The following is a 22,312-nucleotide window of genomic DNA, read 5'->3' on the forward strand; positions in this document are numbered from 1 at the left end:
AAACGGCGAGCACTAATCGAAGTGCGTCGATGGTGTGAAATGGTCCGCACTGGTTACTCGCGAGTACGGAAGCGGCGTCGCACGCACCGGCCCCGGTTGGCAGGCTTCCCAACCAGCGACCCGCCCATTACATTGTCGGTTATCCATGGGAGCGCTTCCATGACCCGTGGTCACACCGCCACCCCGCTGTCGCCGGTGGCCGTGCCGCCCGTACGCCGTCCCGCGTCGGTGCGACCGCCGGCGGCGCCTCCGACAGGAGTCCGCCATGCGCCACCTGACCCGGCCGTTCAGCGGCCAGCCCGGCCGGTCGCCGGCCGCCGACCAGCCCTGGCCGCGGCGGCTGCTGGCCCTCGGCGTCGCGCTGCTCACCGGCGCGTCCCTCGCGGTGACCGCGCCACCGTCCGGGCCCGCCGCTGCCGCGCCGGCGGCGACCTACAACTACGCCGAGGCGTTGCAGAAGTCGCTGCTCTTCTACGAGGCGCAGCAGTCCGGTCGACTGCCCGACTGGAACCGGGTCTCCTGGCGCGGAGACAGCGCCCTCACCGACGGCGCCAGCGCGGGTGTGGACCTCACCGGCGGCTGGTACGACGCCGGCGACCACGTCAAGTTCGGTTTCCCGATGGCGTTCAGCGCCACGATGCTCGCCTGGGGCGCTGTCGAGTACCGCAGCGGCTACACCTCCTCCGGGCAACTGCCGCACCTGCTCAACAACCTGCGCTTCGTCAACGACTACTTCATCAAGGCACACCCGTCGGCAAACGTCCTCTACGGACAGGTCGGCAAGGGCGACGACGACCACAAGTGGTGGGGTCCGGCCGAGGTGATGCCGATGGCGCGGCCCGCGTACAAGATCGATGCGAGCTGTGGCGGCGCGGACCTGGCGGGGGAGACGGCGGCCGCGATGGCCGCCTCCTCGATGGTGTTCCGGCCCACCGACGCCGCCTACGCGGACAAGCTGCTCGGGCACGCCCGGCAGCTTTACACGTTCGCCGACACGGTGCGGAAGGCCTACCACGAGTGCATCACCGACGCCACCAGCTTCTACCGCTCGTGGAGCGGCTGGCAGGACGAGCTGGTCTGGGCCGCGATCTGGCTGCACCGGGCCACCGGCGAGGCCAGCTACCTGACCAAGGCCGAGAGTGAGTACGACAAGCTCGGCACGGAGAACCAGTCCACCACCCGCTCCTACAAGTGGACCATCGCCTGGGACAACAAGCAGTTCGGCGCGTACGTGCTGCTGGCCAACCTGACCGGCAAGCAGAAGTACGTCGACGACGCCAACCGGTGGCTGGACTACTGGACCGTCGGCGTGAACGGGCAGCGGGTTCCGTATTCGCCGGGCGGGATGGCGGTGCTCGACTCCTGGGGCGCGCTGCGCTACGCCGCGAACACCTCCTTCGCCGCGCTGGTCTACAGCGACAAGACCACCGACACCACCCGCAAGGCGCGCTACCACGACTTCGCCGTCCGGCAGATCAACTACGCGCTCGGCGACAACCCCCGTAACTCCAGCTACGTCATCGGGTTCGGCGCCAACGCACCGAAGAACCCGCACCACCGCACCGCACACGGCTCCTGGTGGGACAGCCAGACCGTGCCGGTGGAGACCCGGCACACCCTCTACGGCGCGCTGGTCGGCGGCCCGTCCTCGGCCAACGACGCGTACAGCGACAGCCGCTCGGACTACGTGATGAACGAGGTGGCCACCGACTACAACGCCGGCTTCACGTCCGCGCTGGTTCGGCTGACCTCCGAGTACGGCGGCACGCCGCTGGCGAACTTCCCGGTCGCCGAGACGCCGGACATCGACGAGCTGACAGTCGAGACCACTGTTACGCAGGCCGAACCTCGGGCCACCGGGCTCAAGGTGATGGTCTACAACAAGTCCGCGTTCCCGGCCCGCGCGCTGACCGACGGCCGGTTCCGGTACTACTTCCGGCCCGACGGCACCGGCCCGGTGCAGGTCACCGCCGGCTACACCCAGGGCTGCCCGTCCCCGACCACCGCCAAGCAGTTCAGCGGCGACATCTGGTACGTCGAGGTGGACTGCGCCGGGCACACCATCGCCCCGGCGGGTCAGTCGCAGCACCGGATGGAGGTCCAGTTCAAGATCGGTGTGCCGGAGGGCGGCACCTGGGACCCGACAAACGACCCGTCGTACCAGGCCACCGCCGGGCCCAACCGGAAGGTCCCGCTCTACTCCGGCGCCACCCGCGTCTGGGGTGAGGAGCCGGGCCCGGTCGTACCGGACACCACCAAGCCGACCGTCCCCGGCACCCCGGTGGCGTCCAACCTCGGCCCCCGCACCGTCACCCTGACCTGGGCGCCGTCCACTGACAGCGGCGGCAGCGGCCTCGCCGGGTACGACGTCCGCGAGTTCATGGTCGGTAACGACGTGGTGGCGACCCGACGGGTCACCGAAAACTCGATCACCATCACCACGCTGCTGCCGGAGCGGACGTTCGAGTACACCATCGTGGCTCGCGACGGCGCGGGCAACGAGTCGGCCGCCTCGCCGAAGCTCAGCGTGACCACGCCACCGACCGGCACCGCCGACACCACAGCGCCGAGCACCCCCGGCACGCCGGTCGCCTCGGCCGTCACCGCCACCGGGCTCACACTGGCCTGGACCCCGTCGACCGACAACGTGGGCGTCGCCGGTTACCAGGTCTACCGCGAGGCCGGCGCCACCGACGCGCTGGTCGGCTCGCCGACCGGCACCACCCAGGCGGTGTCCGGATTGACCGCCTCGACCGCGTACCAGTTCTACGTGGTGGCCGTGGACGCGGCGGGCAACACCTCTGCGGCGTCCACGCCGGTCGCGGTGACCACAGCAGCCCCGCCGGTCGGCGGCACCTGCACTGTGGGGTACGCCACCACCGACTGGGGCAGCGGCTTCACCGCCAACGTGTCGATCACCAACACCGGCACCACCGCGATCAACGGTTGGACCCTGCGGTTCAGCTTCCCCGGTGGGCAGAGCGTCAGCCAGGGCTGGTCGGCGACGATCAGCCAGAGCGGCGCGGCGGTCACCGCCACGAACCTGTCCTACAACGGCACGATCGCCCCGGGCGCGTCGGTGAGCTTCGGCTTCAACGGCACGTACAGCGGCGCCAACCCGAAACCGACAGCCTTCACCGTCAACAACACCCAGTGCGCCATCGCCTGACCGACACCGCGACGAGATCTTGGACAGTTACCGCTGGCGGGCGGTAACTGTCCAAGGTCTGCGGCGCCCGGCCCTCGCGGGCGGACTCGGGTGGGATAGGTCGGCGGAATTCCGGGCAAGCCAACACCGTGCGGGAGTTGCTGACCGTCGGGCACGGCGGCGCCGATCGGGGCCGGCTGGGAGAGTTGCTGACCGGAGCCGGGATCGCCCAGGTGGTGGACGTGCGGCGATACCCAGCCAGCCGCACCAACCCGGACGTCCGCCGCGAGGAACTCGAACGGTGGCTGCCCGAGTGGGGCGTCGACTACCGCTGGGAGCCGCGGCTCGGCGGACGACGCCACGTCCCCGCCGGGGAGCCGGAGCCGGACACCTGGTGGACGGTCGCGGCGTTCCGCGCGTACGCCGCCCACACGCGGACGGCCGAGTTCGACGACGCGCTCGCCGAGGTGCTCGCCGGGGTGGACCGTCGGACCACCGCGATCATGTGCAGCGAGAGCGTGTGGTGGCGCTGCCACCGGCGGTTGATCGCCGACGTCGCGACGCTGGGCGGCGGAGTCCCCGTGGCGCACCTGATGCCGGACGGCCGCATCAGCCCGCACCGGCCGGCCGAGGGCGCCCGCCGACTGCCCGACGGCCACCTGCTGTGGGACGCCTGAGTCACTCCACCAGGTCGTCGGCGAGCAGGTCCATCAACAGGCCGTCGTGCCAGCGGCCGTCCGCGCCACGCTCGTAGCGGCGCAGCACCCCCACCGGGCGGAAACCAACCTTCGCGTACGCCCGGATGGCGGCGCTGTTCGCCGCGGCCGGGTCGATGGTGAAGCGGTGGTGGCCGTACTCGTCGATCAGGTGTCGGGCCAGGGTGCGGATGGCGTCACCGCCGAGGCCGGCGCCGCGCTCCTCCGGGTCGAGGAAGACGTCCAGGCTGGCGTGCCGGTAGTCCGGGTCCGCCTCGGCGTACCACTGGATCGCGCCGATCACCCGGCCGTCGTGCTCGATCGCGTACACGTGCAGGTCGTCGTCGGCGAGGTCGGCGCGCACGGAGTCGGCCAGGTCGTCGCCGCCCCGCCACCACCTGCGTACCTCCGGGTCGGCCCGGATCGCCGCGAGGGCCGGCACGTCCGCGACCGTCGCCGGTCGTAGTGTCACCGCCCGCCCCCGCAGCACCGGCTCAGCCCCGGATCTCGCCGTGCTCGACGCAGACCGCCGCCCAGCCCACCGGCAGCACCTGCACCTTCATCCGGCGACGGCAGCGGGGGCAGAACCGGGGCGGCTCCAACTGACGGGCCGACGCGCAGGCCGGATGGGCGGTGGCCGTCGCCGACTCACCGCACCGGTCACACCACAGCTCCGTCGTCGTCATTGTCGTCACAGCGTGGCGGACAGCGCCTTGACCGGCATCTTCAACTCGTCCAGCAGCTCCAGGTCTGCCGTCGCCGGTCGACCCAGCGTGGTCAGGTAGTTGCCGACGATCACCGCGTTGATGCCGCCGAGCAGACCGTCACGGGTGCCGAGGTCGCCGAGGGTGATCTCGCGACCACCGGCGTACCGCAGGATGGTGCGCGGCATGGCCAGCCGGAACGCGGCGATGGCCCGCAGTGCGTCCTTGCCCTCCACCACTGGACGGTCACCGAGCGGAGTACCGGGACGCGGGTTGAGGAAGTTGAGCGGCACCTCGTGCGGGTTCAGCTCGGCGAGCTGCGCGGCGAACTCGGCCCGATGCTCGACGGTCTCGCCGAGGCCGAGGATGCCACCGCAGCACACCTCCATGCCGGAGTCGCGCACCATCCGCAGCGTCTCCCAGCGCTCCTCCCACGAGTGCGTGGTGACCACGTTGGGGAAGTACGACTTACAGGTCTCCAGATTGTGGTTGTAGCGGTGCACGCCCATGTCGACCAGGTCGTCGACCTGCTCCTTGCTGAGCATGCCCAGCGACGCGGCGACCTGGATGTCGACAGCCGCCTTGATGGCGGCGACGCCCTCGCGCATCTGCTTCATCAGCCGGGCGTCCGGACCGCGGACCGCGGCGACGATGCAGAACTCGGTCGCCCCGGTCGCGGCGGTCTGCTTCGCCGCCTCGACCAGCGACGGGATGTCCAGCCAGACCGAGCGCACCGGCGAGGTGAACAGGCCCGACTGCGAGCAGAAGTGGCAGTCTTCCGGGCAGCCGCCGGTCTTGAGCGAGACGATCCCCTCGACCTCGACCTCCGGGCCGCACCAGCGCATCCGCACGTCGTGAGCGAGCTGGAGGGCGGCGGGCAGGTGCTCGTCGGGCAGGCTCAGCACGGCGAGGATGCCGGCCTGATCGAGGCCGACACCGTCACCCAGGACCTGGGTCCGGGCCTGGTCGAGGATCTCTGACATGGCTCGTACCCTACTAGGCCTGCGCGAGAGCCCCCGGTCGAGCCGAGACGGAGTCCAGGCGGCGGTCCGGCAAGGCGGATGTTCGTCTGGATACCGGTGTTGTATCCAGACGAACATCCAACGCGGCCGGTCGTTGTCTGGGTCCGTCGTAGGCCGGCCGGGGACTCTCGCACAGGCCTGGGGCCGCCCGATCAGCCGGAATGCCCTGGCGGCCCGGTCGGCACTCGCACCGAGTGGAATCGTCGGGCTGGTGCCGGCGGGTGGTAATTTCGCCCGGCGGGTGTCGGGCTGACCGGCACGCACAGCGGGGGAGGGTGACGGTGGCGGACTGGCTGGCGGCGCTCGACCGCCGCGCGGAGCTGCGGGCGAAGGCCGGGCTCACCAGGCGACTGCATCCGCGTCCGGCCGACGATCAGATGACCGATCTGGCCGGCAACGACTACCTCGGCCTGGCCACCCACCCGGACGTCATCGCCGCGGCCACGGCGGCCCTGTCGGCGTACGGGCTGGGGGCTACCGGGTCGCGACTGGTCCGGGGCTCCACCGACGCGCACCGGGCGCTGGAGGAGGATCTGGCCCGCTGGCTGGGCACCGATGGCGCCCTGGTCTTCTCGTCCGGCTATCTGGCCAACCTCGGCGCGCTGCGGGCGCTCGTCCAACCTCGGACGCTGCTCGTCTCCGACGCGCACAACCACGCGTCGCTGATCGACGGCTGCCGCATCTCGGGTGCCGAGACGGTGGTCACCCCGCACGCCGACGTCGACGCGGTGGCCGCCGCGCTCGCCGCCGCTCCCGGCCGCCCGGCGGTGGTGGTGACCGAGTCGGTCTTCTCGGTCGACGGTGACCTCGCCCCGCTGGCTCGGCTGCACGCCGTGGCCCGCCGTCACGGCGCGCTGCTGCTGGTCGACGACGCGCACGCGCTGGGCCTGACCGGCCCGGCCGGCGCGGGCGCGGTGGCGGCCACCGCGCTGGCCGGCGAGCCGGACGTGGTGGTCACCGCCACCCTGTCCAAGGCGCTCGGTGGCGCGGGTGGCGTTGTCGCCGGCCCGGCCGAGTTCGTCCGGCATCTGGTCGAGACCGGGCGCACGTTCATCTTCGACACGGCACTGCCGCCGGCGGTCGCCGCCGGTGTGCACGCGGCGCTGCGGCTCGCCCAGGCCGGCGACGACCTGCGCGCCGAACTCTCCGACCGGGTGGGACTGGCGGTCGGTCGGCTGCGGGCGGCCGGGCTGACCGTCTCCGCCCCGGACGCGGCGGTGATCTCGGTGACCGCCCCGGGGCCGGAGGCGGCGACCGCGTGGGCCGCGGACTGCCGGGACCGGGGCGTCGCGGTGGGCTGTTTCCGGCCACCATCCACCCCGGACAGCCGCTCCCGCCTGCGCCTCACGGTCAGCGCGGGGGTGCCCCGGGCGGAGTTCGAGCGGGCGCTGGACGTCATAGTGGACACCGCGCCGTGAGCGCCAGGAGTGAGCGGGGTTTGCGAGCCCCGCAGTCGCGAACCGAGGTGGCGCCGTGACCGGGTGGGCGGGGTCGGTGCTCGTTACCGGGACGGACACCGAGGTCGGCAAGACGGTGGTGACCGCGGCGATCGCGGCCGCCGCGCAGGCCGCCGGGCTGCGGGTGGCGGTGATCAAACCCGGTCAGACCGGTACGGCCGGCGGTGAGCCCGGCGATGTGGACGCGGTGAATCGGCTGGCTGCGCCGCTGACCGGTCGGACCCTGGCCAGCTACCCGGATCCGCTCGCCCCGTTGGCCGCCGCGCGGGTGGCCGACCTGCCGCCGTTGGAGTTGTACGCGGCGGTGGACGCCGTCCGCGCGGAGGCCGACAAGCACGACCTCGTGTTGATCGAGGGCGCGGGCGGGTTGCTGGTTCCGATGGGGCTGCGACCGTCGGGGGAGCCGTGGACGATGGCCGATCTGGCGGTGTCGCTCGGCGCGCCAGCGGTGGTGGTCGCCCGCGCCGGGTTGGGCACGCTCAACCACACGGCGTTGACCCTGGAGGCGTTGGACCGTAGGGCGGTGCCGGCCGGTGTGGTGATCGGAGCCTGGCCGGCCCGGCCGGAGTTGGTGCACTGGACCAACCTCACCGACCTGGTACCGAATCTGCTCGGCGCGCTGCCGGACGGCGCCGGCGCGATGGACCCGGGCGTGTTCCGGCGGTCCGCGCCGGGTTGGCTCACCCCGGCCCTGCACGGCGTGCTTGACGACTGGCGGGTCTGGGCCGAGGAGAGCGGCTGAACACCTGACTTTCGTCGGTGTCCGCGCAGGTCGGGCGTGGGTAGCCTGACCGCCGTGCGGATCCTCGACTCCCCGCCGCCGGCTTGGCTGCACCGGCGGCGTCGCCTGCTGCTGGACGTGCTGCTCTGGGCGGTGGTGGCCGCCCCGGTCGGCTACGCCGAGGCCAGCCCGCCCTATACGCGGTACACGTTTCCGCTGTTGGTCGGCAAGCTGCTGCTGCTCGGTGTGGCGGTGGTGGCGAGTCGACGTCAACCGTTGGTCGCCCTGGTGCTGGCGGTGCTCGGGTCGTTGGTCGACGGCAACTTCGTGTTCGCCATTCCGGTCTTCAGCTATCTCGCCGGGCGGCGCAGCGCCACAGTGGGTCCGGCGATCATGGTCTTCGTGCTGATCACGGCCGGTGGCACGGCGCTCAACCTGGGGTTGCTCGGCGCCGGCGCGGCAACCTGGTTCCTACTCGCCTCGGTGCTGCTCTTCGCCGCCGTGTTCCCCTGGTTGGTCGGCCGGTACCGGCGCCAGCAGCAGGAGTTGACCGACGCCGGTCGCCGGCACGTCGACGCGCTGACCCGCGAGCAGCGGGGTGCCGCCGAGCGGATCCGACTGCGTGAGCGGGCCCGGATCGCCGGGGAGATGCACGACTCGCTCGGTCACGACCTCAGCCTGATCGCGTTGCGCGCCGCAGCCCTGGAGGTCGCCGCCGACCTGGACGACAGGCACCGGGCCGCGGCGGGGGAGTTGCGGGCCAGCGTCTCCGCCGCCACCGAGCGACTGCACGAGATCATCGGGGTGCTCCGCGAGGAGGCTGGCGCGTCGCTGCGTCCGAGCGGCGAGACCGTGGCCGACCTGGTCGACGGTGCCCGGGAGGCCGGCATGGCGGTACGGCTGGACGCCGCCCCGGCGGTCGCGGACCTACCGGCGATGACCGGTCACGCGGCGCACCGGATCGTCCGGGAGGCGCTGACCAACGCCGCCCGGTACGCGCCGGGCGCCCCGGTCGACGTACGCCTCACCCGCGACGGTGACCGGGTCGAGGTGACAGTCGTCAACGAGGCTCCGCCGGCCGGGCCGCTGCCCGCTCCGCCCTCGCAGGGCAGTGGGCTGCTCGCCCTCGCCGAGCGGGTCCGCCTCGCCGGCGGGACGCTCGACGCCGGCCACCGGGCCGACGGCGGGTTCGCCGTACGGGCGGTGTTGCCGGCCACCGCGGCGGCGTCCGAGGCGATCGGGTCGGCGGCCGAGGCCGGGCTTGCGTCCTGGTCCGACGAGCGCCCGGGTCCGGCGGAGCGGCCGGTGGACGCCGAGCGGCGGCTGCACGACGCCCGGCGGCGGGTTCGGCGCAGCCTGCTGGTGGCGCTCGTCGCCCCGGTCGGTTTCGCCCTGGTGCTCTCGTTCGTCTACTACCCGGTGGCGACCGCCGGGACGGTGCTGGACCGGGCCACCTTCGACCAGATGCGCGTCGGCGCGGCCCGGTCCGAGCTGGTCGGGCTGCCCCGGCGGCAGTTGGATCGCCAGACACCGGTCGACCGGGCCGGCTGCGAGTACTACACCGACGGCAACTTCCCCCTCGCGGCGCCGACCTGGCGACTCTGTTTCACCGATGGCCGGCTGGTCAGCAAGGAGTGGATCGCGTAGTGGACACCGACACGACCGGGGCACCGCCGATCCGGGTGGTGCTGGCCGACGACGAGGCGATGGTCCGGGCCGGCGTCCGGGCCATCCTCGCCAGCGATCCCGGCATCGAGGTGGTCGCCGAGGCCGGCGACGGGCACGCGGCGGTGGAGCTGGTCCGGGCCCACCGACCCCGGGTCGCGTTGCTGGACATCCGGATGCCGCGGCTGGACGGGCTGGCCGCCGCCGCCGAGATCCGCCGGGTCGTGCCGGACACCGCGACGATCATGCTGACCACCTTCGGCGAGGACGACCACGTGGCCCGGGCGCTCGGGCACGGCGCCAGCGGGTTCCTGCTCAAGGCCGGCGACCCACGTGAGCTGATCGCGGGCGTGCACGCCGTCGCCGACGGTGGTGCGTACCTGTCGCCGAGGGTGGCCCGCCGGGTGATCGAGCTGGGGGCTGGCCGGCTGGCCCGCCGACCCGCCGCCCGGGACCGGACGGCCGGGCTGACCGAGCGGGAACGGGAGGTGCTGGCCCTGGTCGGGGCGGGCCTCTCCAACGCCGAGATCGCCCGCCGGCTGCACCTCGTGGAGGGCACCGTGAAGAGCTACCTGACCAGCATCTTCACCCGGCTGGACGTACGTAACCGGGTGCAGGCGGCGATCCTCGCGTACGAGGCGGGGCTGGTCGACGGCTGAGCGGGGGCCGGTCGGCCTCCGCCCAGCTCGCCGGCCCTACGCGTCGCGGCGGCGCAGTGCGGCCCGGCCCAGCAGCAGCGCGGCGGCGGCCCACCCGGCGAGCAGGAGCAGCCCGACCACGCTCGGGTACGGCTCGGTGTCGCCGGCCAGGAAGTGCCCGCCGGCCACGCCGGGGAACACGTCGGCGATCCGGTTCAGCACGTCGATGTCCGGCTCCTGAAGGGAGAGCGGCACGATCATCAGGGTGGCGAGGAGCACGGTGAGGGTGAGCACCGCGCTGCGCAACGCGGCGCCGAGGCCCAGGGCGAGCACGCCGACCAGCGCCAGGTAGGTCGCCACCGCCACGATGTCGCCGATCGTGTCGGCGGCCGGGGCGCTGCCCCACTCGCCGAGCACCGGTCGGGCCACCAGGGTGCCGACGCCGCCGAGCACCAGCCCGAGGACGAAGGTGACCGCCCCTGCGACCGCGGCCTTGGACAGCAGCACCCGACCGCGCGACGGGGTGCACTGCAACGTGGTCCGGATGGTGCCACTGGTGAACTCGGCGGTGATCGCGAGCAGGCCCAGCGCCAGCACCACGTACTGGGTCAGCTCGACCGAGTCGATCAGCACGCTGCCGACGGTGACGATCCCCCGGTCGTCGGTCGGGTCGTCGTTGGTGTTGTCGTTGGCGACGTAGATGGCCAGTTGGCCGGCGCTCGCGAACATCACCAGCAGCCCGGCCAGTGCCGTCCACCAGGTGCTCCGCACCGAGGAGAGCTTGGTCCACTCGGCGGCCACCGCCCCCCGGAAGGCGGCCGGCGCACCTGCGGCCGGCGTGCTGGCGGGGCGGGTGCCCGCGTCGGTCTGCGTGCTCATCGTTGCCCACCCTCGGTCGGACCGCCGGCGTACTCGACGCTGTCGGCGGTCAGCTCCATGAACGCCTGCTCCAGCGACGCGGCGTGCGCGCTCAGCTCGTGCAGTCGTACTCCCAGTTCGTGGGCCAGGTCGCCGACCTGGTCGGCGGTGACGCCGGTGACGGTCAGCTCGTTGCGGTCGGCGGTCTCGACGCTCGCCCCGGCGGCGGTGAGGCGCGCGGCGAGCGCGGCCAGCCCGTCCGGGTGTGGGCTGCGGACCCGGACCGCTACCGTGCTGCGGGCGATCACCTCGCCGATCGGCGCGTCGGCGAGCAGTCGTCCCCGGCCGATCACCACGAGCTGGTCGGCGGTGAGCTGCATCTCGCTCATCAGGTGGCTGGAGACGAAGACCGTCCGTCCCTCGTCGGCCAGTGAGCGCGTCAGCTGCCGCACCCAGCGCACCCCGTCCGGGTCGAGGCCGTTCACCGGCTCGTCGAACATCAGCACCGGCGGGTCACCGAGCAGCGCCCCGGCGATGCCGAGTCGTTGGCCCATGCCGAGGGAGAGGGCCCGGCCGGGCTTGCCGGCGGCCCGTCCGTCCAGCCCGACGGTGTCCAGCACCTCGTCGACCCGGCGGGCGGGGATGCCGTTGCTGTGCGCCATGGCGCGCAGGTGCGCCCGGCCGGACCGGGCCGGGTGGATGGCCCGGGCGTCGAGCAGCGCGCCCACCTCGTGCAGCGGCCGGCGCAGCTCCCGGTACGCGCGCCCGCCCACCAGGGCCTGCCCGGCGGTGGGTCGGTCCAACCCGAGGATCATCCGCATGGTGGTGGACTTGCCGGCGCCGTTCGGGCCGAGGAAGCCGGTGACCCGGCCGGGCGCGATGTCGACTGTCAACGCGTCGACCGCGACTGTCGGCCCGAACCGTTTCGTCAACCCACGTAGTGTGATCATGCGCTGACGCTAGGCGAGCGACCTGCCACCCCACCGCGCCCGAACGGCACCACCCACCCCTGACTTTCGTCAGGTCGGCGACGGGCCGATCACCGTACGTACTGCTCCAGCAGTGCCGGGGTGAGCCCGGCCCGGTGGATCGCCCTCAACGCCGCGAGCAGGTCGTCCATCAGCGCCGGTCGAAAGTGCATCAGCAGCACGTCGCCGGGTTGGACCACCTTCTCCGGGGTCTGGTAGCGCACCTTCCCCTCGTGGACGGTCTCGGTCCAGTGGAAGACCGCCTTCGCGCCGCAGTCGTGCGCGGCCCGCAGCGTGGTGCTGTCATGTTCGCCGAACGGTGGGCGGAACAGGGTGGGTCGCTTGCCGAACAGCTCCTCCAGCTTGTCGGCGGCACCGCAGATCTCCTGCTTCTGGTAGTCGTACGACCGGCCGGCCAGCGAGTTGTGCCTGATGGTGTGGTTCTCCACGACCCCGCCCACCGCCTCGATCTGCCGGAAGTAGTCGGTGTGCTCCGCCGCCGCCGGCGAGTTGAGGAACATGGTCACCGGGATACGCGCCTCCCAGATGAAGTCGATCACTTCCGGCGGGCGGGCCAGCCCACCGTCGTCGATGGTGATGAAGGCGACCTTCTGGTCGGTCGGCAGGCGATGCCAGAACGCCGCCGAACCGGTAGCGGGCAGCGTCACCGGTTGCGGCTGCGGTGCCTCGGGAAACGTCGGCACCTGGGACACGTACCAGGCCAGGCTCTTGAACGCGGGTTTCGCGGTCGGGGACGGCGAGGCCGAGGGGGTCGGCGCCGAGGCGGACGGAGTCGGCTGGGCCGCGGTGACCTGCCGAGCGTGCGCCGGGTGACCGGGACCGACCGTGCAGGCAGTCAACGTCAGCAGGACCAGAAGCGTTACGACGGCAGGGATCCGACGGGTGGGGATGGCTGACACGCCCGGAAACATACCGAGCGGATGTCAGGATCCGGTCAGCCCGGTGACCCCGGGCGAGCGGCGGACCACGAACGCGTCCGGCATCCGGAAGGTGAGATTGTCCGGGCACCAGGGCGGACGGAGCACCGTCACCCCGTCCAGCAGCGGCGCGGCCTCGGCCACCACCACGGCCGCCTCCATCCGGGCCAGCACGTCCCCGACGCAGCGGTGCGCCCCCGCCCCGAACGCCAGGTGCCGGCGTGATCCACGCTGACCCGGACGGAACTCGTCGGGCGACTCCACCACCGCCGGGTCCCGACCGGCGCGGCCCAGCCACAGCACGAGGCTGCTGCCCGCCGGCACCCGCGTGCCGCCCAGGGTGCTCTCCGTCGTCGCCACCCGCCGCCAGGTGACGATCGGTGGTTCCAGCCGCAACCCCTCCTCCACCACGTCGGCCACCGCGACCTCGCCGCTGCGTAGGCCGGCCCGGACCACTGGCTCGTTCGCCAGCCGGTGCAGGAGCAGGGTGAGGAACTGCGAGGTGGTCTCCTGCCCGGCGACCAACAGGAAGAAGAGCGCGCCGACCACCACGTCCGGCGGGTGCCCGGCCGCGCGCAGCTCAGCGGCCAGACCGCCACCGACGGCCGCGAAGTCCCGCAGTACCCGGTGGAACCGGCCCACCTCGGCGGCGAGCGCCACCTGCCGGTCGGCGTCCAGCGGTGCCCAGAACAACTCCAGCGCGGCGCGGGCGAACTCCTTGACCGCGCCGACCGGCGCGTCCGGCAACTCGACCAGCCGGGCCAGCACCAGCAGCGGCAGGTCGGCGGCGAGGTCCGCGTACAGGTCGACCGGTTCGCCGGCGTCGAGCGCGGCGCCGATCCGGGCGACCCGGTCCCGGACCAGCGCGGTGAGCCACTGCCGCTGGGCGGCCACCCGGGCGGGGTGCAACGCCTGCGCGACGATCGCCCGGATCTGCGGATGGCTGACACCCGAGTTGTTCGCCAGGGTCGGCGGCAACCGGAACCGGTGCCCGGCGAGCACCCGCAGCGCGGTCACCGGCATCGGCGTCACCGCGTCCAGCGCGTTGTCCGGCCGGTAGGTCACCGGGTCGGCGAGGACCTGGCGGACCAGCGGGTGCCGGGTCACGACCAGGTGGGTGCCGCCGACGTGGTCCGGCACCCGGGCCACGTCCGGCCATGCGGCGTCGGCCACCTGCGCCCAGCTGCGGAACAGCACCCGGACACGCTAGCCGGAGGCCCTCGGCAGCCCGGCCCGCAGCCGCCAGACGGTGGTGCGCTTCACCCGCACACTCTCCAGCGCCTCCGGCACCGGCACGTCGTACCCGGCCACCTCGTCGAAGCGGTCCCGGGGCAGGAACGCCCGGCCGGGGTCACCGACCAGCGCCGGCGCGCCGGCTCGGGCGGCGCGCAGCAGGAACCGCAGCACCCGGCGGGCCATCGCGTCGCTGTAGAAGACGTCTCCGGCGAGCACCACCTCGGCGTCCCCGGCGTCGCCGTCGAGGATGTCGCCGAACTCGGCGTCGACGCGTACCCCGTTGGCCTCCGCGTTGAGGGCGACCGCCGCCACCGCCAGCTCGTCCACCTCGACGGCCCGCACGGACGCCGCGCCGGCGCGGGCGGCGGCGATGGCGACCAGGCCGGAGCCGGAGGCGAGGTCGAGCACCCGCCGGCCGGCGACCAGCTCCGGGTGGTCGGTGACGTGACGGGCGAGGGCCTGCCCGCCGGCCCAGGCGAACGCCCAGAACGGCGGCGGCCGGTCGCTGGAGAACTCGCCCTCGGTCAGCTCCCACAGGCCGATCGGCTCGTCCGCCTGGTGCAGCAGCACCTCGGGAACGAAGGGGACCGGGGCCAGCCGGGCGTGCAGCCGGACGAACGTGCTGGAGAGCTCGGACACGGTGCGATTCTCCCAGCGGCCCGACTCCCGGCGTGTCGCGGGGGAGCGGTGACCGGTTCACCACGGTCGGTGAAAAGCCACCCCGTCCTTGCCGTCCGGTGCGAACACACCCGTCTGGTCGGCGCGGTGCCCCGCTTCTAGCGTTGCGGGGTGGAGGCGACCGAACGGAGGACGGCGGTGGTGACGGTGTGGCGGTATGCGCTGAGGGCAGGGGTGGTGCTGGCCTGTCTGAGCGGGGTGGAGCTGGCGGTGGCCGCCCCGGCACAGGCGGCCTTCACCACCGAGATGAGCGGTTTGCCGGGACGGTTCACCGCCGGTGAGCAGGTGCGGACGATCTCCGCGGTGGTCTCCCAGACCGACCGGCGCGCCAGGTGCGCGAAGGTGCGCTGGTCGATGGTGCTCACCGTGCAGGGGGGCCTCCGGCTCGACCAGGTGAAGATGGACCGGGTGGAGGAGACCGGCGACTTTCCGCTGGAGATCCGTACCGAGGGTGACGTGGCCCGGTTGACCGACCGGCAGCTCGACCCGGGCACGCTCTGCCCGGGCCGCACTGTCACGGCCCGCTACCGGGTGGCCTTCGACGAGGACGTCACCCAGGGGCGGGTCACCCTCGCCGCCGAGGCGTACGACGCCAACCTGCGCCTGTTGGCCCGGCAGACCGCCACCCGCTCGGTGGTGGGGGTGGGCGGTGCCCCGACCAGCAAGCCGAAGCCGACGGCGACCCCGCCGGAGCCCACCGAATCCGCGAGCGCTCCGGCCGAGGGCGAGAGTACGGCGACGGAGGAGCCGGTCGCGGAGCAGGCCGCCGACGCCGCGCCACCGGCGGCCAACCGCCCGGTCTCGCAGTCCGGCGCGTTCGGCGTGGTGCAGGTCGCCTTCCTGCTCGGCGGTCTGCTGCTCTTCCTCGGGGTGGGGCTGCTGCTGCGGCTGCGACACCTGACCCGGGCCGTGGCCGGGGACGCCGACGAGGCCGACGACCCCCCGGTGGACCGGCGCTGGGAGCGCCCGGCCGTCGCCGACCCCTGGCGTCGGGCGCACCGCTGATCGAGCACGGTGGGGCCGGCGGACATCCGCCGGCCCCACCGTGTCACTTCGAGAACGCCTGGAACTCGGCGATCCTGACCTGGCTCCGGGCCGGGCTGGCAGTCGCGCAGTCCGTCGTCGTGGCCGGGTCGTCGTCCTGCTCGCCCGCGTAGTTCGGGCCGCCGGTGCACTGGCTCGCCAGCACCTCGAGGCGCAGGTGGGTGGCGAGGGTGGTGGGTACCGCGAACGTCCGGAGGTTGATGTCGCGGCTGTACGCCCGGTACGCCCCGCCGGGGAACGCGTCCCCCGCGCTGGTGTAGATGCGTTGCCAACGCGTCGGATCCGTGCAGTCGGTGGTCGTCGCGTTGCAGGCGGACACCGCGAACGAGCGCAGGGCACTGAGCGCGTTCTGGGCGCCGGTGTCGGCGTCACCGGTGATCGCCGGGCGCAGCATCGCGCTGACGTTCACCCGCTTGACCGTCTGCGGGGCGTCGCCCGGCAGCGCCACGGTGAGCTGCCGGCCGGCGACCCCGTCCAGGCTGGCCCAGTTCGTCGCCTCGGTGTCGTCGACGACCCGGTCCAGGTTGACCCCGTCGCCGGTGACTGTGGCGCCGGACGCGGTGGAGGCGAGGTTGCGGCTCATTCGCAGGTCGACGTACCCGTCCTGACCGGACTTGGCGACCACGCTGAGCCGCTGGTGTCCGAACCCGGGGGCCACGGCGAGCAGGTCGTACGTGCCGGCCACCATCTCCACCGTGTCCGGGATCGGCGTCGCCGGGTCGGTGTCGGCCACCGGCACGGCCCGCGCCTCGTACGCGCCGACGTACACGCGGACAGGTGCTTCGGCGCTGTCCCCGCGCGGACGCAGGGTGAGCGTCGCGTTGCCACCGCGCGGCGAGGCGAAACTCGGCGTCGGGTCGGTGTCGCCGGCACCGTTGGTGGCGGCGTCCCGGCCCATCCCGGAGCGCGCGAACTCGGCCCAGATGAGGTCCTGGTTCGCGCCGCCGAAGCGGAGCAGGTCGGCGGTGAGCATGTTGTCGCGCATGTCGAGCATGCTGACCTGGCTGGCGGCCTGGAGCAGGAACGAGTCGAAGACCAGCTGTGACCAGCGCCGGTTGCCCGGGCACTGATCTGCCGCGACCTTGCCCAGCGCGCAGTCGAGCTGCCGTTGCGGGGTGCCGAGGCCGTACCGCTTCACCAGGGCGGAGCGGACCCGGAAGTTGGTGGCGCCCCAGATCTCCCCGTCGGCGTGCACCGCCGGGCCGGCGGTGTTGTAGCCGATGTCGGAGTAGTTGAGCGGGCTGCGGCTCAGGTCGTAGTTGCGGATGCCGCTGACCAGGTTGCCGGTGACGTAGCCGCCGGTGATGAAGGGCGTCTCGCCGGGCGCGCGCAGCCCGTGCTGGTAGAGGTACTCGGCGGCGAGCAGGTCGCCCCAGGACTCACCCATCGCCCCGCCCTGGTGGCCGCTGATCCCGCTGTCCGGGCCGGCGATCATCCGGTTGGTGATCGCGTGGGTGTACTCGTGACCGATCACCGTCATGTCGTAGTCGCCGTCCACGCACGGCGGGTACGGCCCGCCCGCCTGCGGCTGCCACAGGTACATGTTTGTGGTCGGCGGCAGCCCGTCGCGCGGGGTGCCCTGGTTGGCGTTGTTCCGGTTGCCGCTCAGCGCGCCCTGCTGGGCGCGGCCCTGCTCGGCGTCACCGCCCAGCCCGGACGGGGTGAGGTTGACCGCCTGGAGGTTCCACGCCGACTCGGTGAAGCCCAGCTGGTACGACCAGTCGTGCATCCGGCTGTGCATGGCGAAGAGGTTGGCGATCGACGCGTCCGCGTCGTTGCGCTGGGTCGAGGTGAACACGCTCGGGTTGCACTTGGCCTGGTGCCACTGGTCGGTGAAGGGGTACTCGTAGCGGCGTTCCGGGCTGGTGGGGGCCGGCACGACCGGGGTGTTCGCACCCCAGGACAGCACCGTGTTGGCCGAGTTGCCGCGCGAGGTGAAGGTCGGCGTGCCGGTGGCTGCGTCGACGTCCCACGGTTGGCCGGTGGCCGGGTCACGCCAGGCGGCCTGGCAGCCGGGGGCCGGGTCGCCGCACCAGCGCACCCGGGGGTCCTGCCCGGGGCCGAGGTCGCGGGGCGGGGTGGCCGGGAAGACCGCCCAGCTCGGATTGTCGGAGTCGAAGTCGACGAGGTCCTCGCGGACCAGCACCTGCCCGGTGCTGCCGTCCACATAGCTGGTGAAGGCGGCCGGGTGCTCGGTGTCCGCGCCGATCATGGTCACCTCGTAGGCGGCCCGTGGCCCGTCCAGCGGTGTGGGCACTGCCACCGACCGGATGGTGTGGCTGGCCACCGTGTCGGCGGTCAGCTTGGCGTCGGCGAGCGCGGCGGCGTACGCCTGCTCGGGGGTGCGGGTCGCCGGCGCTGGTGTGCCGGTGTTGCGGGCCAGTGAGGAGCTGACCGAGAGCACCGCGCCGTCGGCGACCGCGAGGGTGACGAGGCCGTCCGGCCCGGCGGGCAGGTCCCCGAAGCGTTGCCTCAGGGTGACCACTGTGCCGCTGCCGATCGGCCGGACCAGCACCCGTTCCATGCTGTCCACCGTCGCGGCGTCCATGCCGAACAGGTAGCGGTTGGCGGCCAGGTAGGCGCGGGCGGCGGCCTCCGGGTCGGCGGGCAGCCCGCTGGCGAGCGGAGTACGACCGGGGCCGAGCGCCTGCGGGGTGCCGAGCCGGTTCCACCGGACGTCGGGGTCCACGGCGCGGGCCAGGCCGCGTTGGCGGGCGTCGGGTGCCGCCGTACCGGTGCGGTTGTCGGCGTCGGCGGGCGTGTGTCCCTCGGCGAACGGCCCGGACCGGCGCTCGGTGGACGCCGCGCCGCCGGTGGGGGCCGCGGTGCTCACGCCGGTGGGGAGCAGCGCGGCGACCGTCGCCGTCGTCGCCAGGATGGCGATGAGCCGGCGTCGACGCCGGCTCATCGGGGGTGACCACTCCGGTTGTGGCACGGGACCTCCTCGTGGGAGCGAGATGGTCGGCCAGTCGCCGACCACAGATGCGCGGTGACGCATGCGCATCTGTGGATATCAGTCTCCCGAGGTCACGGCAAGGTCCCGAGCCGCTGTCGCACCAACAGATCGAGATCTGCTCAGTCGCTCGGCGCCCAGTCGGGGTCGCGGCCGAACGCGGCCAGCAGGTGGTCCTGCTCGTCGGCGTCGTCGGGCACCCGTACGCCGGTGTGGACGAGCTTGTTGCGCCGGTAGGCGTCGATCTGGCCGGCGAACCACTGGGCGGCGGCGTGCACCGCGTCCGGGTCGAGCCGGGGCTGTGCGCCGATCGCCACCGCCACGTCCCAGCTGTGCACGAGGTGCTCGGCGAGGAGTTGCTGGAGGTACTCGGTGGCCGGGGTGTCGCCGCCGGAGAGGTGCACTGTGCGATCGATCGTGCCGGGGTGGGTGGCGGCGATCTCGGCCTGCGCGGCGGCCTCCCGGGCCGTCGCGATCGGGTCGGCGCCGAGTTGGTCACCGTCGAGCCGGTCGCCGACCTCGTCGATGGTCCGGCCGGCGAGCAGCGGAACGCTCCACCGGTCCTCGGTCACCACATGGTTGACGAGCGTGCGGACGTCCCAGTCCGAGCAGGGTGTCGGGTCGGACCACTGGCCGGGCTCGATCTGATCCACCCGGTCGATGAATTCGGCCAGGCTCCGGCGGTACGCCTCCAGGAGGTCCATGCTGCCGATTGTTCCGGTCGACGAGGCGGACTGAGCCCGTTTTGCCCGGCCCGGTGCGGGGGGATCGGTGCTGGCTGCCCAGCTCAGTCCAGGTCGGCCGGGTCCAGGCCGAGCTCTCGGGAGGTGACCAGCCGGACCCACTCGCCGAACTGGCGGCGGGAGATCACCCGGTCGTGCACGGCGAGTTGGACGGCGAGGCCGTCCATCACCGCGCTGATCCGCCAGGCGGCCCCGTCGGGGTCGGCGCACTGGAAGGTGCCGTCGGCCACCCCGGCGGTGATCACGGCGGCCAGGTCCTGTCGCCAGCGCAGGTCGAGCCGCCGGGAGACCTTCTCCAACTCGGGGGTACGCAGCGACTCGGACCAGCCGTCGATCCACATGGACCAGGAGGTCGCCCGCCCGGCCGGGGTGTAGAGCTTGAGGATCCGGCGGAGCTTGGTCAGCGGTGTGGCCGAGGAGCGGGTCACCGCGTCCAGGCGGGCCAGATCCTGCTCGACCGCGTACGCGAAGGCCTGCGCGAGCAGCCGCTCCTTGGTGGCGAAGTGGTAGAAGACCAACGCCTGACTCACGCCCGCGGCATTCGCCACGTCCGCCGTCCGGGTGTTGGCCAGACCGCGCTCCACGATCACGTCGCAGGCGGTGCGCAGCAGGGCATCCAGGCGGATCTCGGCCGCACGTCTCGTCACGACCGTTACCGTAGCCCATCCGACCGAACACGAACAGTTACCACCACGCGCCGATTCACGCGGTGACAGTCGGAAGCCGGACACTTCTTTCGGGTGTCGTCGGTCGTTCCACGGAGAGTGTTCGTCGAGGTCCGCTGCCCGGTGTCGGGTAGTGGAGACGTCGACGGTCGGGCATGCGACGCGATGATGACGATCATTGCCGAGGAATGTCTGAGGGTGACGGTCAGTGCTGGATCCCGGCACCGGGCCAGCCACCTAGGAAGCCGGCCGAGAGTGACTCCGCTCCAGCCCCGGCCACCCGGGACGCGCCGAGGCGACCCCGAGTTGGCAGTCAAACACCCACTCGGCTAAAGTTCTCATCCGTCACCCGGGAACGTCCGGGGGCGTGCGGACGTAGCGCAGCTGGTAGCGCATCACCTTGCCAAGGTGAGGGTCGCGGGTTCGAATCCCGTCGTCCGCTCGGAGCTGCCGCCACGTATGACGGGGGCAACCTCGGTGGGGTGGCCGAGAGGCGAGGCAACGGCCTGCAAAGCCGTGTACGCGGGTTCAAATCCCGTCCCCACCTCGGCAACAAGCACGGGCGATTGGCGCAGTGGGAGCGCGCTTCCTTGACACGGAAGAGGTCACTGGTTCAAACCCAGTATCGCCCACCAGAGGAGAACGGCTCGTCACCGGAAGACCCGGTGACGAGCCGTTTCGCTTGTGGCGCCACGTCATCAGTCGACGCTGAGCCGGTAGCCGATGCCTCGCACGGTGTGCACACACAGGGCGTCGTCGACGGCGTGCAGTTTGCGCCGTAACCGCTTCACGGCCGAGTGCAGGATCGACGTGTCGCCGAGGAACGCGCAGCCCCAGACCGATTCGAAGAGCCGCTGGTACGTCCAGACTCCGACCGGTGCGGTGGCGAGTTGGGTGAGCAGGTTGCGCTCGAGTCGGGTCAGGGCCAGCGGTTCTTTGCGCCACGTCACCCGATGGTCGAGCGGGTCGATGGTGAGGTCACCGAGGTTGATCTGGCCGGCCACGCCGACGGCTGGAGCGGCTGGGGCTGGAGCGGGGGCGGACGCCGTGGTGGGGCTGGGGAGCCGTCCCGGTCCGCTGATGACCGGCCCGCCGATCATCGCCTGCAGCTCCGCGAGGTCGGTGCAGATGACCAGGGTGCCCAGTCCGTCCAGGCGTCGGACCATCCGTTCGCGCACCGACACGTCGGCGGTCACGCAGAACACGAGGGACACATCGTCGATCACTGTCGTACCTCCCCAGGCGCCAGTAAAAGACAACGCTGTCCGAACCCTGTAGTCAATGGTTTCCGGCGGACAGCCACCCCCGTGATCCACTCGGGCTCGCCGGGTAGCGCGCTCGCTCTCAGAAGGTCAACAGGCGGAACTCGCCCACCGGCCGGAAACCGAGGCCGCGGTAGACCGACTCGCCGACGGCCGACGAGGTGAGGGCGGCGGTGCGGGCGCCCCGCTCGCCAGCCAGATGGAGCGCGGCCCTGGTCATGGCCGCGCCGATGCCCCTGCGGCGCTGCTCCGGCTGGGTGCCGACGAAGTAGAGGGTGACCAGACCGTGGCTGATCCAGGCGACGGCCGTCGCGACGACCCGGCCGTCGTCGAGGCGACCGGCCAGCCGGAGCACGGTGCCGTCGCCGGTGAACGCCTTCTCCCGTTCGATCGTCGCCGCCACGCCGTCCGCCGGGATTCCGGACACCCGGGCATAGGCCGGGACGAACGCGGCGAGGTCGGTGGTCTCGGCGATCTGCACGCCGGCCGGAGTCGGCGCCTCGGCCACCGACCCGATCCCCACGGTCATGATCGGCATGCGGGCGACCTGCACCGCGCCGAGGGAGACCAGGCCGTCCGCGGCGCCGGCGTCGCTGTCCGGGCCGACCCACCAGATCCGGGGTACGCCGTGCAGGCGCTTCCGGGCCTCGGTGAGCGCGTCCCACGGGGTGCGCCCGACCACCCGCAGCACGCCGTTGAGGGGTGCGTGCGGCACGTCACTGCGGTAGGTCGGGAGGTCCCGCCCGCCGGCGACACCGATGTTCCAACCGAGCAGGTACGCCCGGTGCGCGGCCAGCACCGTGTCGAGAGGCTCCATGATCTGGATCGTAACGCGGGGTCGGCACGCCCACGGCCAGCGGAAACGGCTCGGATCGGCGGCTGTGACCGGCGGTACTTTGTCGATCGTTCCAGATAGC

The 22,312-nt window shown here is 72.6% G+C and carries 20 protein-coding genes and 3 tRNA genes; 10 read left to right on the forward strand and 13 right to left on the reverse strand.

The features are described 5' to 3' along the window. Window positions 1-265 precede the first annotated feature (265 nt). Window positions 266-3,169 (forward strand): glycoside hydrolase family 9 protein, encoded by a 2,904-nt coding sequence (locus PSH03_RS28480; RefSeq protein WP_238690933.1) that lies wholly within the window; start codon window positions 266-268, stop codon window positions 3,167-3,169. Window positions 3,170-3,297: 128 nt separating this feature from the next. Then, complete coding sequence (locus tag PSH03_RS28485; RefSeq protein WP_238690934.1) at window positions 3,298-3,825, forward strand: DUF488 domain-containing protein; 528 nt, start codon at window positions 3,298-3,300, stop codon at window positions 3,823-3,825. 1 nt (window position 3,826) lies between these two features. Here PSH03_RS28485 and PSH03_RS28490 read toward each other — a convergent pair whose 3' ends face one another. From PSH03_RS28490 to bioB, 3 genes are read right to left on the reverse strand one after another with little or no spacing between them, the layout of a single operon-like run. Continuing rightward, window positions 3,827-4,333: a GNAT family N-acetyltransferase gene (locus PSH03_RS28490; RefSeq protein WP_210783207.1), complete on the reverse strand. Its 507-nt coding sequence runs from the start codon at window positions 4,331-4,333 to the stop codon at window positions 3,827-3,829. A gap of 4 nt (window positions 4,334-4,337) precedes the next feature. Continuing rightward, window positions 4,338-4,529 (reverse strand): biotin synthase auxiliary protein BsaP, encoded by a 192-nt coding sequence (gene bsaP, locus PSH03_RS28495; RefSeq protein WP_238690935.1) that lies wholly within the window; start codon window positions 4,527-4,529, stop codon window positions 4,338-4,340. A 5-nt stretch (window positions 4,530-4,534) separates the two neighbouring features. Beyond that, a complete protein-coding gene (gene bioB / locus PSH03_RS28500) occupies window positions 4,535-5,530 on the reverse strand; it encodes a biotin synthase BioB (RefSeq protein ID WP_238690936.1) in 996 nt (331 codons plus the stop codon). Window positions 5,531-5,850: 320 nt separating this feature from the next. Between bioB and PSH03_RS28505 the strand changes: the two genes are divergently transcribed. From PSH03_RS28505 to PSH03_RS28520, 4 genes are all read left to right on the forward strand, one after another. Beyond that, the gene (locus PSH03_RS28505) at window positions 5,851-6,987 is read left to right on the forward strand and encodes an 8-amino-7-oxononanoate synthase (protein WP_210783213.1); all 1,137 of its coding nucleotides are present in this window, start codon (window positions 5,851-5,853) and stop codon (window positions 6,985-6,987) included. 76 nt (window positions 6,988-7,063) lie between these two features. After that, window positions 7,064-7,768, forward strand: coding sequence for a dethiobiotin synthase (bioD, locus tag PSH03_RS28510; protein WP_112585576.1), 705 nt, complete (start codon window positions 7,064-7,066; stop codon window positions 7,766-7,768). A gap of 54 nt (window positions 7,769-7,822) precedes the next feature. Next, a complete protein-coding gene (locus PSH03_RS28515; RefSeq protein WP_238690937.1) occupies window positions 7,823-9,394 on the forward strand; it encodes a sensor histidine kinase in 1,572 nt (523 codons plus the stop codon). Then, entirely contained in the window at window positions 9,394-10,071 is a 678-nt protein-coding gene (locus PSH03_RS28520; RefSeq protein ID WP_210783217.1) for a response regulator, read from the forward strand. The genes PSH03_RS28515 and PSH03_RS28520 overlap by 1 nt, the downstream gene beginning before the upstream one ends. 36 nt (window positions 10,072-10,107) lie before the next feature. Here the strand turns inward: PSH03_RS28520 and PSH03_RS28525 are convergent, their stop codons facing one another. The 5 genes from PSH03_RS28525 to PSH03_RS28545 form a co-directional block, all read right to left on the reverse strand. Beyond that, the gene (locus tag PSH03_RS28525) at window positions 10,108-10,929 is read right to left on the reverse strand and encodes an ABC transporter permease subunit (protein ID WP_238690938.1); all 822 of its coding nucleotides are present in this window, start codon (window positions 10,927-10,929) and stop codon (window positions 10,108-10,110) included. After that, window positions 10,926-11,858 carry an ABC transporter ATP-binding protein gene (locus PSH03_RS28530; protein ID WP_238690939.1) on the reverse strand — a complete coding sequence of 311 codons (933 nt, stop codon included), beginning with the start codon at window positions 11,856-11,858 and terminating at the stop codon, window positions 10,926-10,928. Before PSH03_RS28530 ends, PSH03_RS28525 begins: the two co-directional genes overlap by 4 nt. Before the next feature lie 89 nt (window positions 11,859-11,947). Next, the gene (locus PSH03_RS28535; RefSeq protein WP_238690940.1) at window positions 11,948-12,796 is read right to left on the reverse strand and encodes a polysaccharide deacetylase family protein; all 849 of its coding nucleotides are present in this window, start codon (window positions 12,794-12,796) and stop codon (window positions 11,948-11,950) included. A 24-nt stretch (window positions 12,797-12,820) separates the two neighbouring features. Next, window positions 12,821-14,011 (reverse strand): cytochrome P450, encoded by a 1,191-nt coding sequence (locus PSH03_RS28540; RefSeq protein WP_210783226.1) that lies wholly within the window; start codon window positions 14,009-14,011, stop codon window positions 12,821-12,823. 9 nt (window positions 14,012-14,020) lie between these two features. Beyond that, window positions 14,021-14,689: a class I SAM-dependent methyltransferase gene (locus tag PSH03_RS28545; protein ID WP_210783230.1), complete on the reverse strand. Its 669-nt coding sequence runs from the start codon at window positions 14,687-14,689 to the stop codon at window positions 14,021-14,023. A 150-nt stretch (window positions 14,690-14,839) separates the two neighbouring features. Here PSH03_RS28545 and PSH03_RS28550 point away from each other — a divergent pair, with 150 nt between their 5' ends. Continuing rightward, complete coding sequence (locus PSH03_RS28550; protein ID WP_238690941.1) at window positions 14,840-15,733, forward strand: hypothetical protein; 894 nt, start codon at window positions 14,840-14,842, stop codon at window positions 15,731-15,733. A gap of 43 nt (window positions 15,734-15,776) precedes the next feature. On the opposite strand, the gene PSH03_RS28555 is transcribed toward PSH03_RS28550, so the two are convergent. The 3 genes from PSH03_RS28555 to PSH03_RS28565 all read right to left on the reverse strand — a co-directional run bounded on the left by PSH03_RS28555 (window position 15,777) and on the right by PSH03_RS28565 (window position 20,115). Beyond that, window positions 15,777-18,707 carry a M36 family metallopeptidase gene (locus tag PSH03_RS28555; RefSeq protein WP_210783232.1) on the reverse strand — a complete coding sequence of 977 codons (2,931 nt, stop codon included), beginning with the start codon at window positions 18,705-18,707 and terminating at the stop codon, window positions 15,777-15,779. Between the two features lie 140 nt (window positions 18,708-18,847). Continuing rightward, on the reverse strand, window positions 18,848-19,429 hold the full coding sequence (locus PSH03_RS28560; RefSeq protein ID WP_210783235.1) for a TIGR03086 family metal-binding protein: 582 nt from the start codon (window positions 19,427-19,429) through the stop codon (window positions 18,848-18,850). A gap of 83 nt (window positions 19,430-19,512) precedes the next feature. Continuing rightward, window positions 19,513-20,115, reverse strand: a complete 603-nt coding sequence (locus PSH03_RS28565) for a TetR/AcrR family transcriptional regulator (RefSeq protein ID WP_210783237.1) — start codon at window positions 20,113-20,115, stop codon at window positions 19,513-19,515. Between the two features lie 387 nt (window positions 20,116-20,502). Here PSH03_RS28565 and PSH03_RS28570 point away from each other — a divergent pair. The 3 genes from PSH03_RS28570 (at window position 20,503) to PSH03_RS28580 (ending at window position 20,768) form a co-directional block, all read left to right on the forward strand. Further along, window positions 20,503-20,575, forward strand: a tRNA-Gly gene (locus PSH03_RS28570). Window positions 20,576-20,609: 34 nt separating this feature from the next. Next, window positions 20,610-20,680 (forward strand) — tRNA-Cys (locus tag PSH03_RS28575). Between the two features lie 13 nt (window positions 20,681-20,693). Continuing rightward, a tRNA-Val gene (locus PSH03_RS28580) sits at window positions 20,694-20,768 on the forward strand. A gap of 63 nt (window positions 20,769-20,831) precedes the next feature. On the opposite strand, the gene PSH03_RS28585 is transcribed toward PSH03_RS28580, so the two are convergent. Both PSH03_RS28585 and PSH03_RS28590 read right to left on the reverse strand, forming a co-directional pair. Then, a complete protein-coding gene (locus PSH03_RS28585; protein WP_238690982.1) occupies window positions 20,832-21,317 on the reverse strand; it encodes a winged helix-turn-helix domain-containing protein in 486 nt (161 codons plus the stop codon). A gap of 160 nt (window positions 21,318-21,477) precedes the next feature. Then, on the reverse strand, window positions 21,478-22,212 hold the full coding sequence (locus PSH03_RS28590) for a GNAT family N-acetyltransferase (RefSeq protein WP_238690942.1): 735 nt from the start codon (window positions 22,210-22,212) through the stop codon (window positions 21,478-21,480). Between the last annotated feature and the right edge of the window lie 100 nt (window positions 22,213-22,312).

Source organism: Micromonospora salmantinae, from assembly GCF_022230905.1.
Taxonomy (GTDB): domain Bacteria; phylum Actinomycetota; class Actinomycetes; order Mycobacteriales; family Micromonosporaceae; genus Micromonospora; species Micromonospora salmantinae.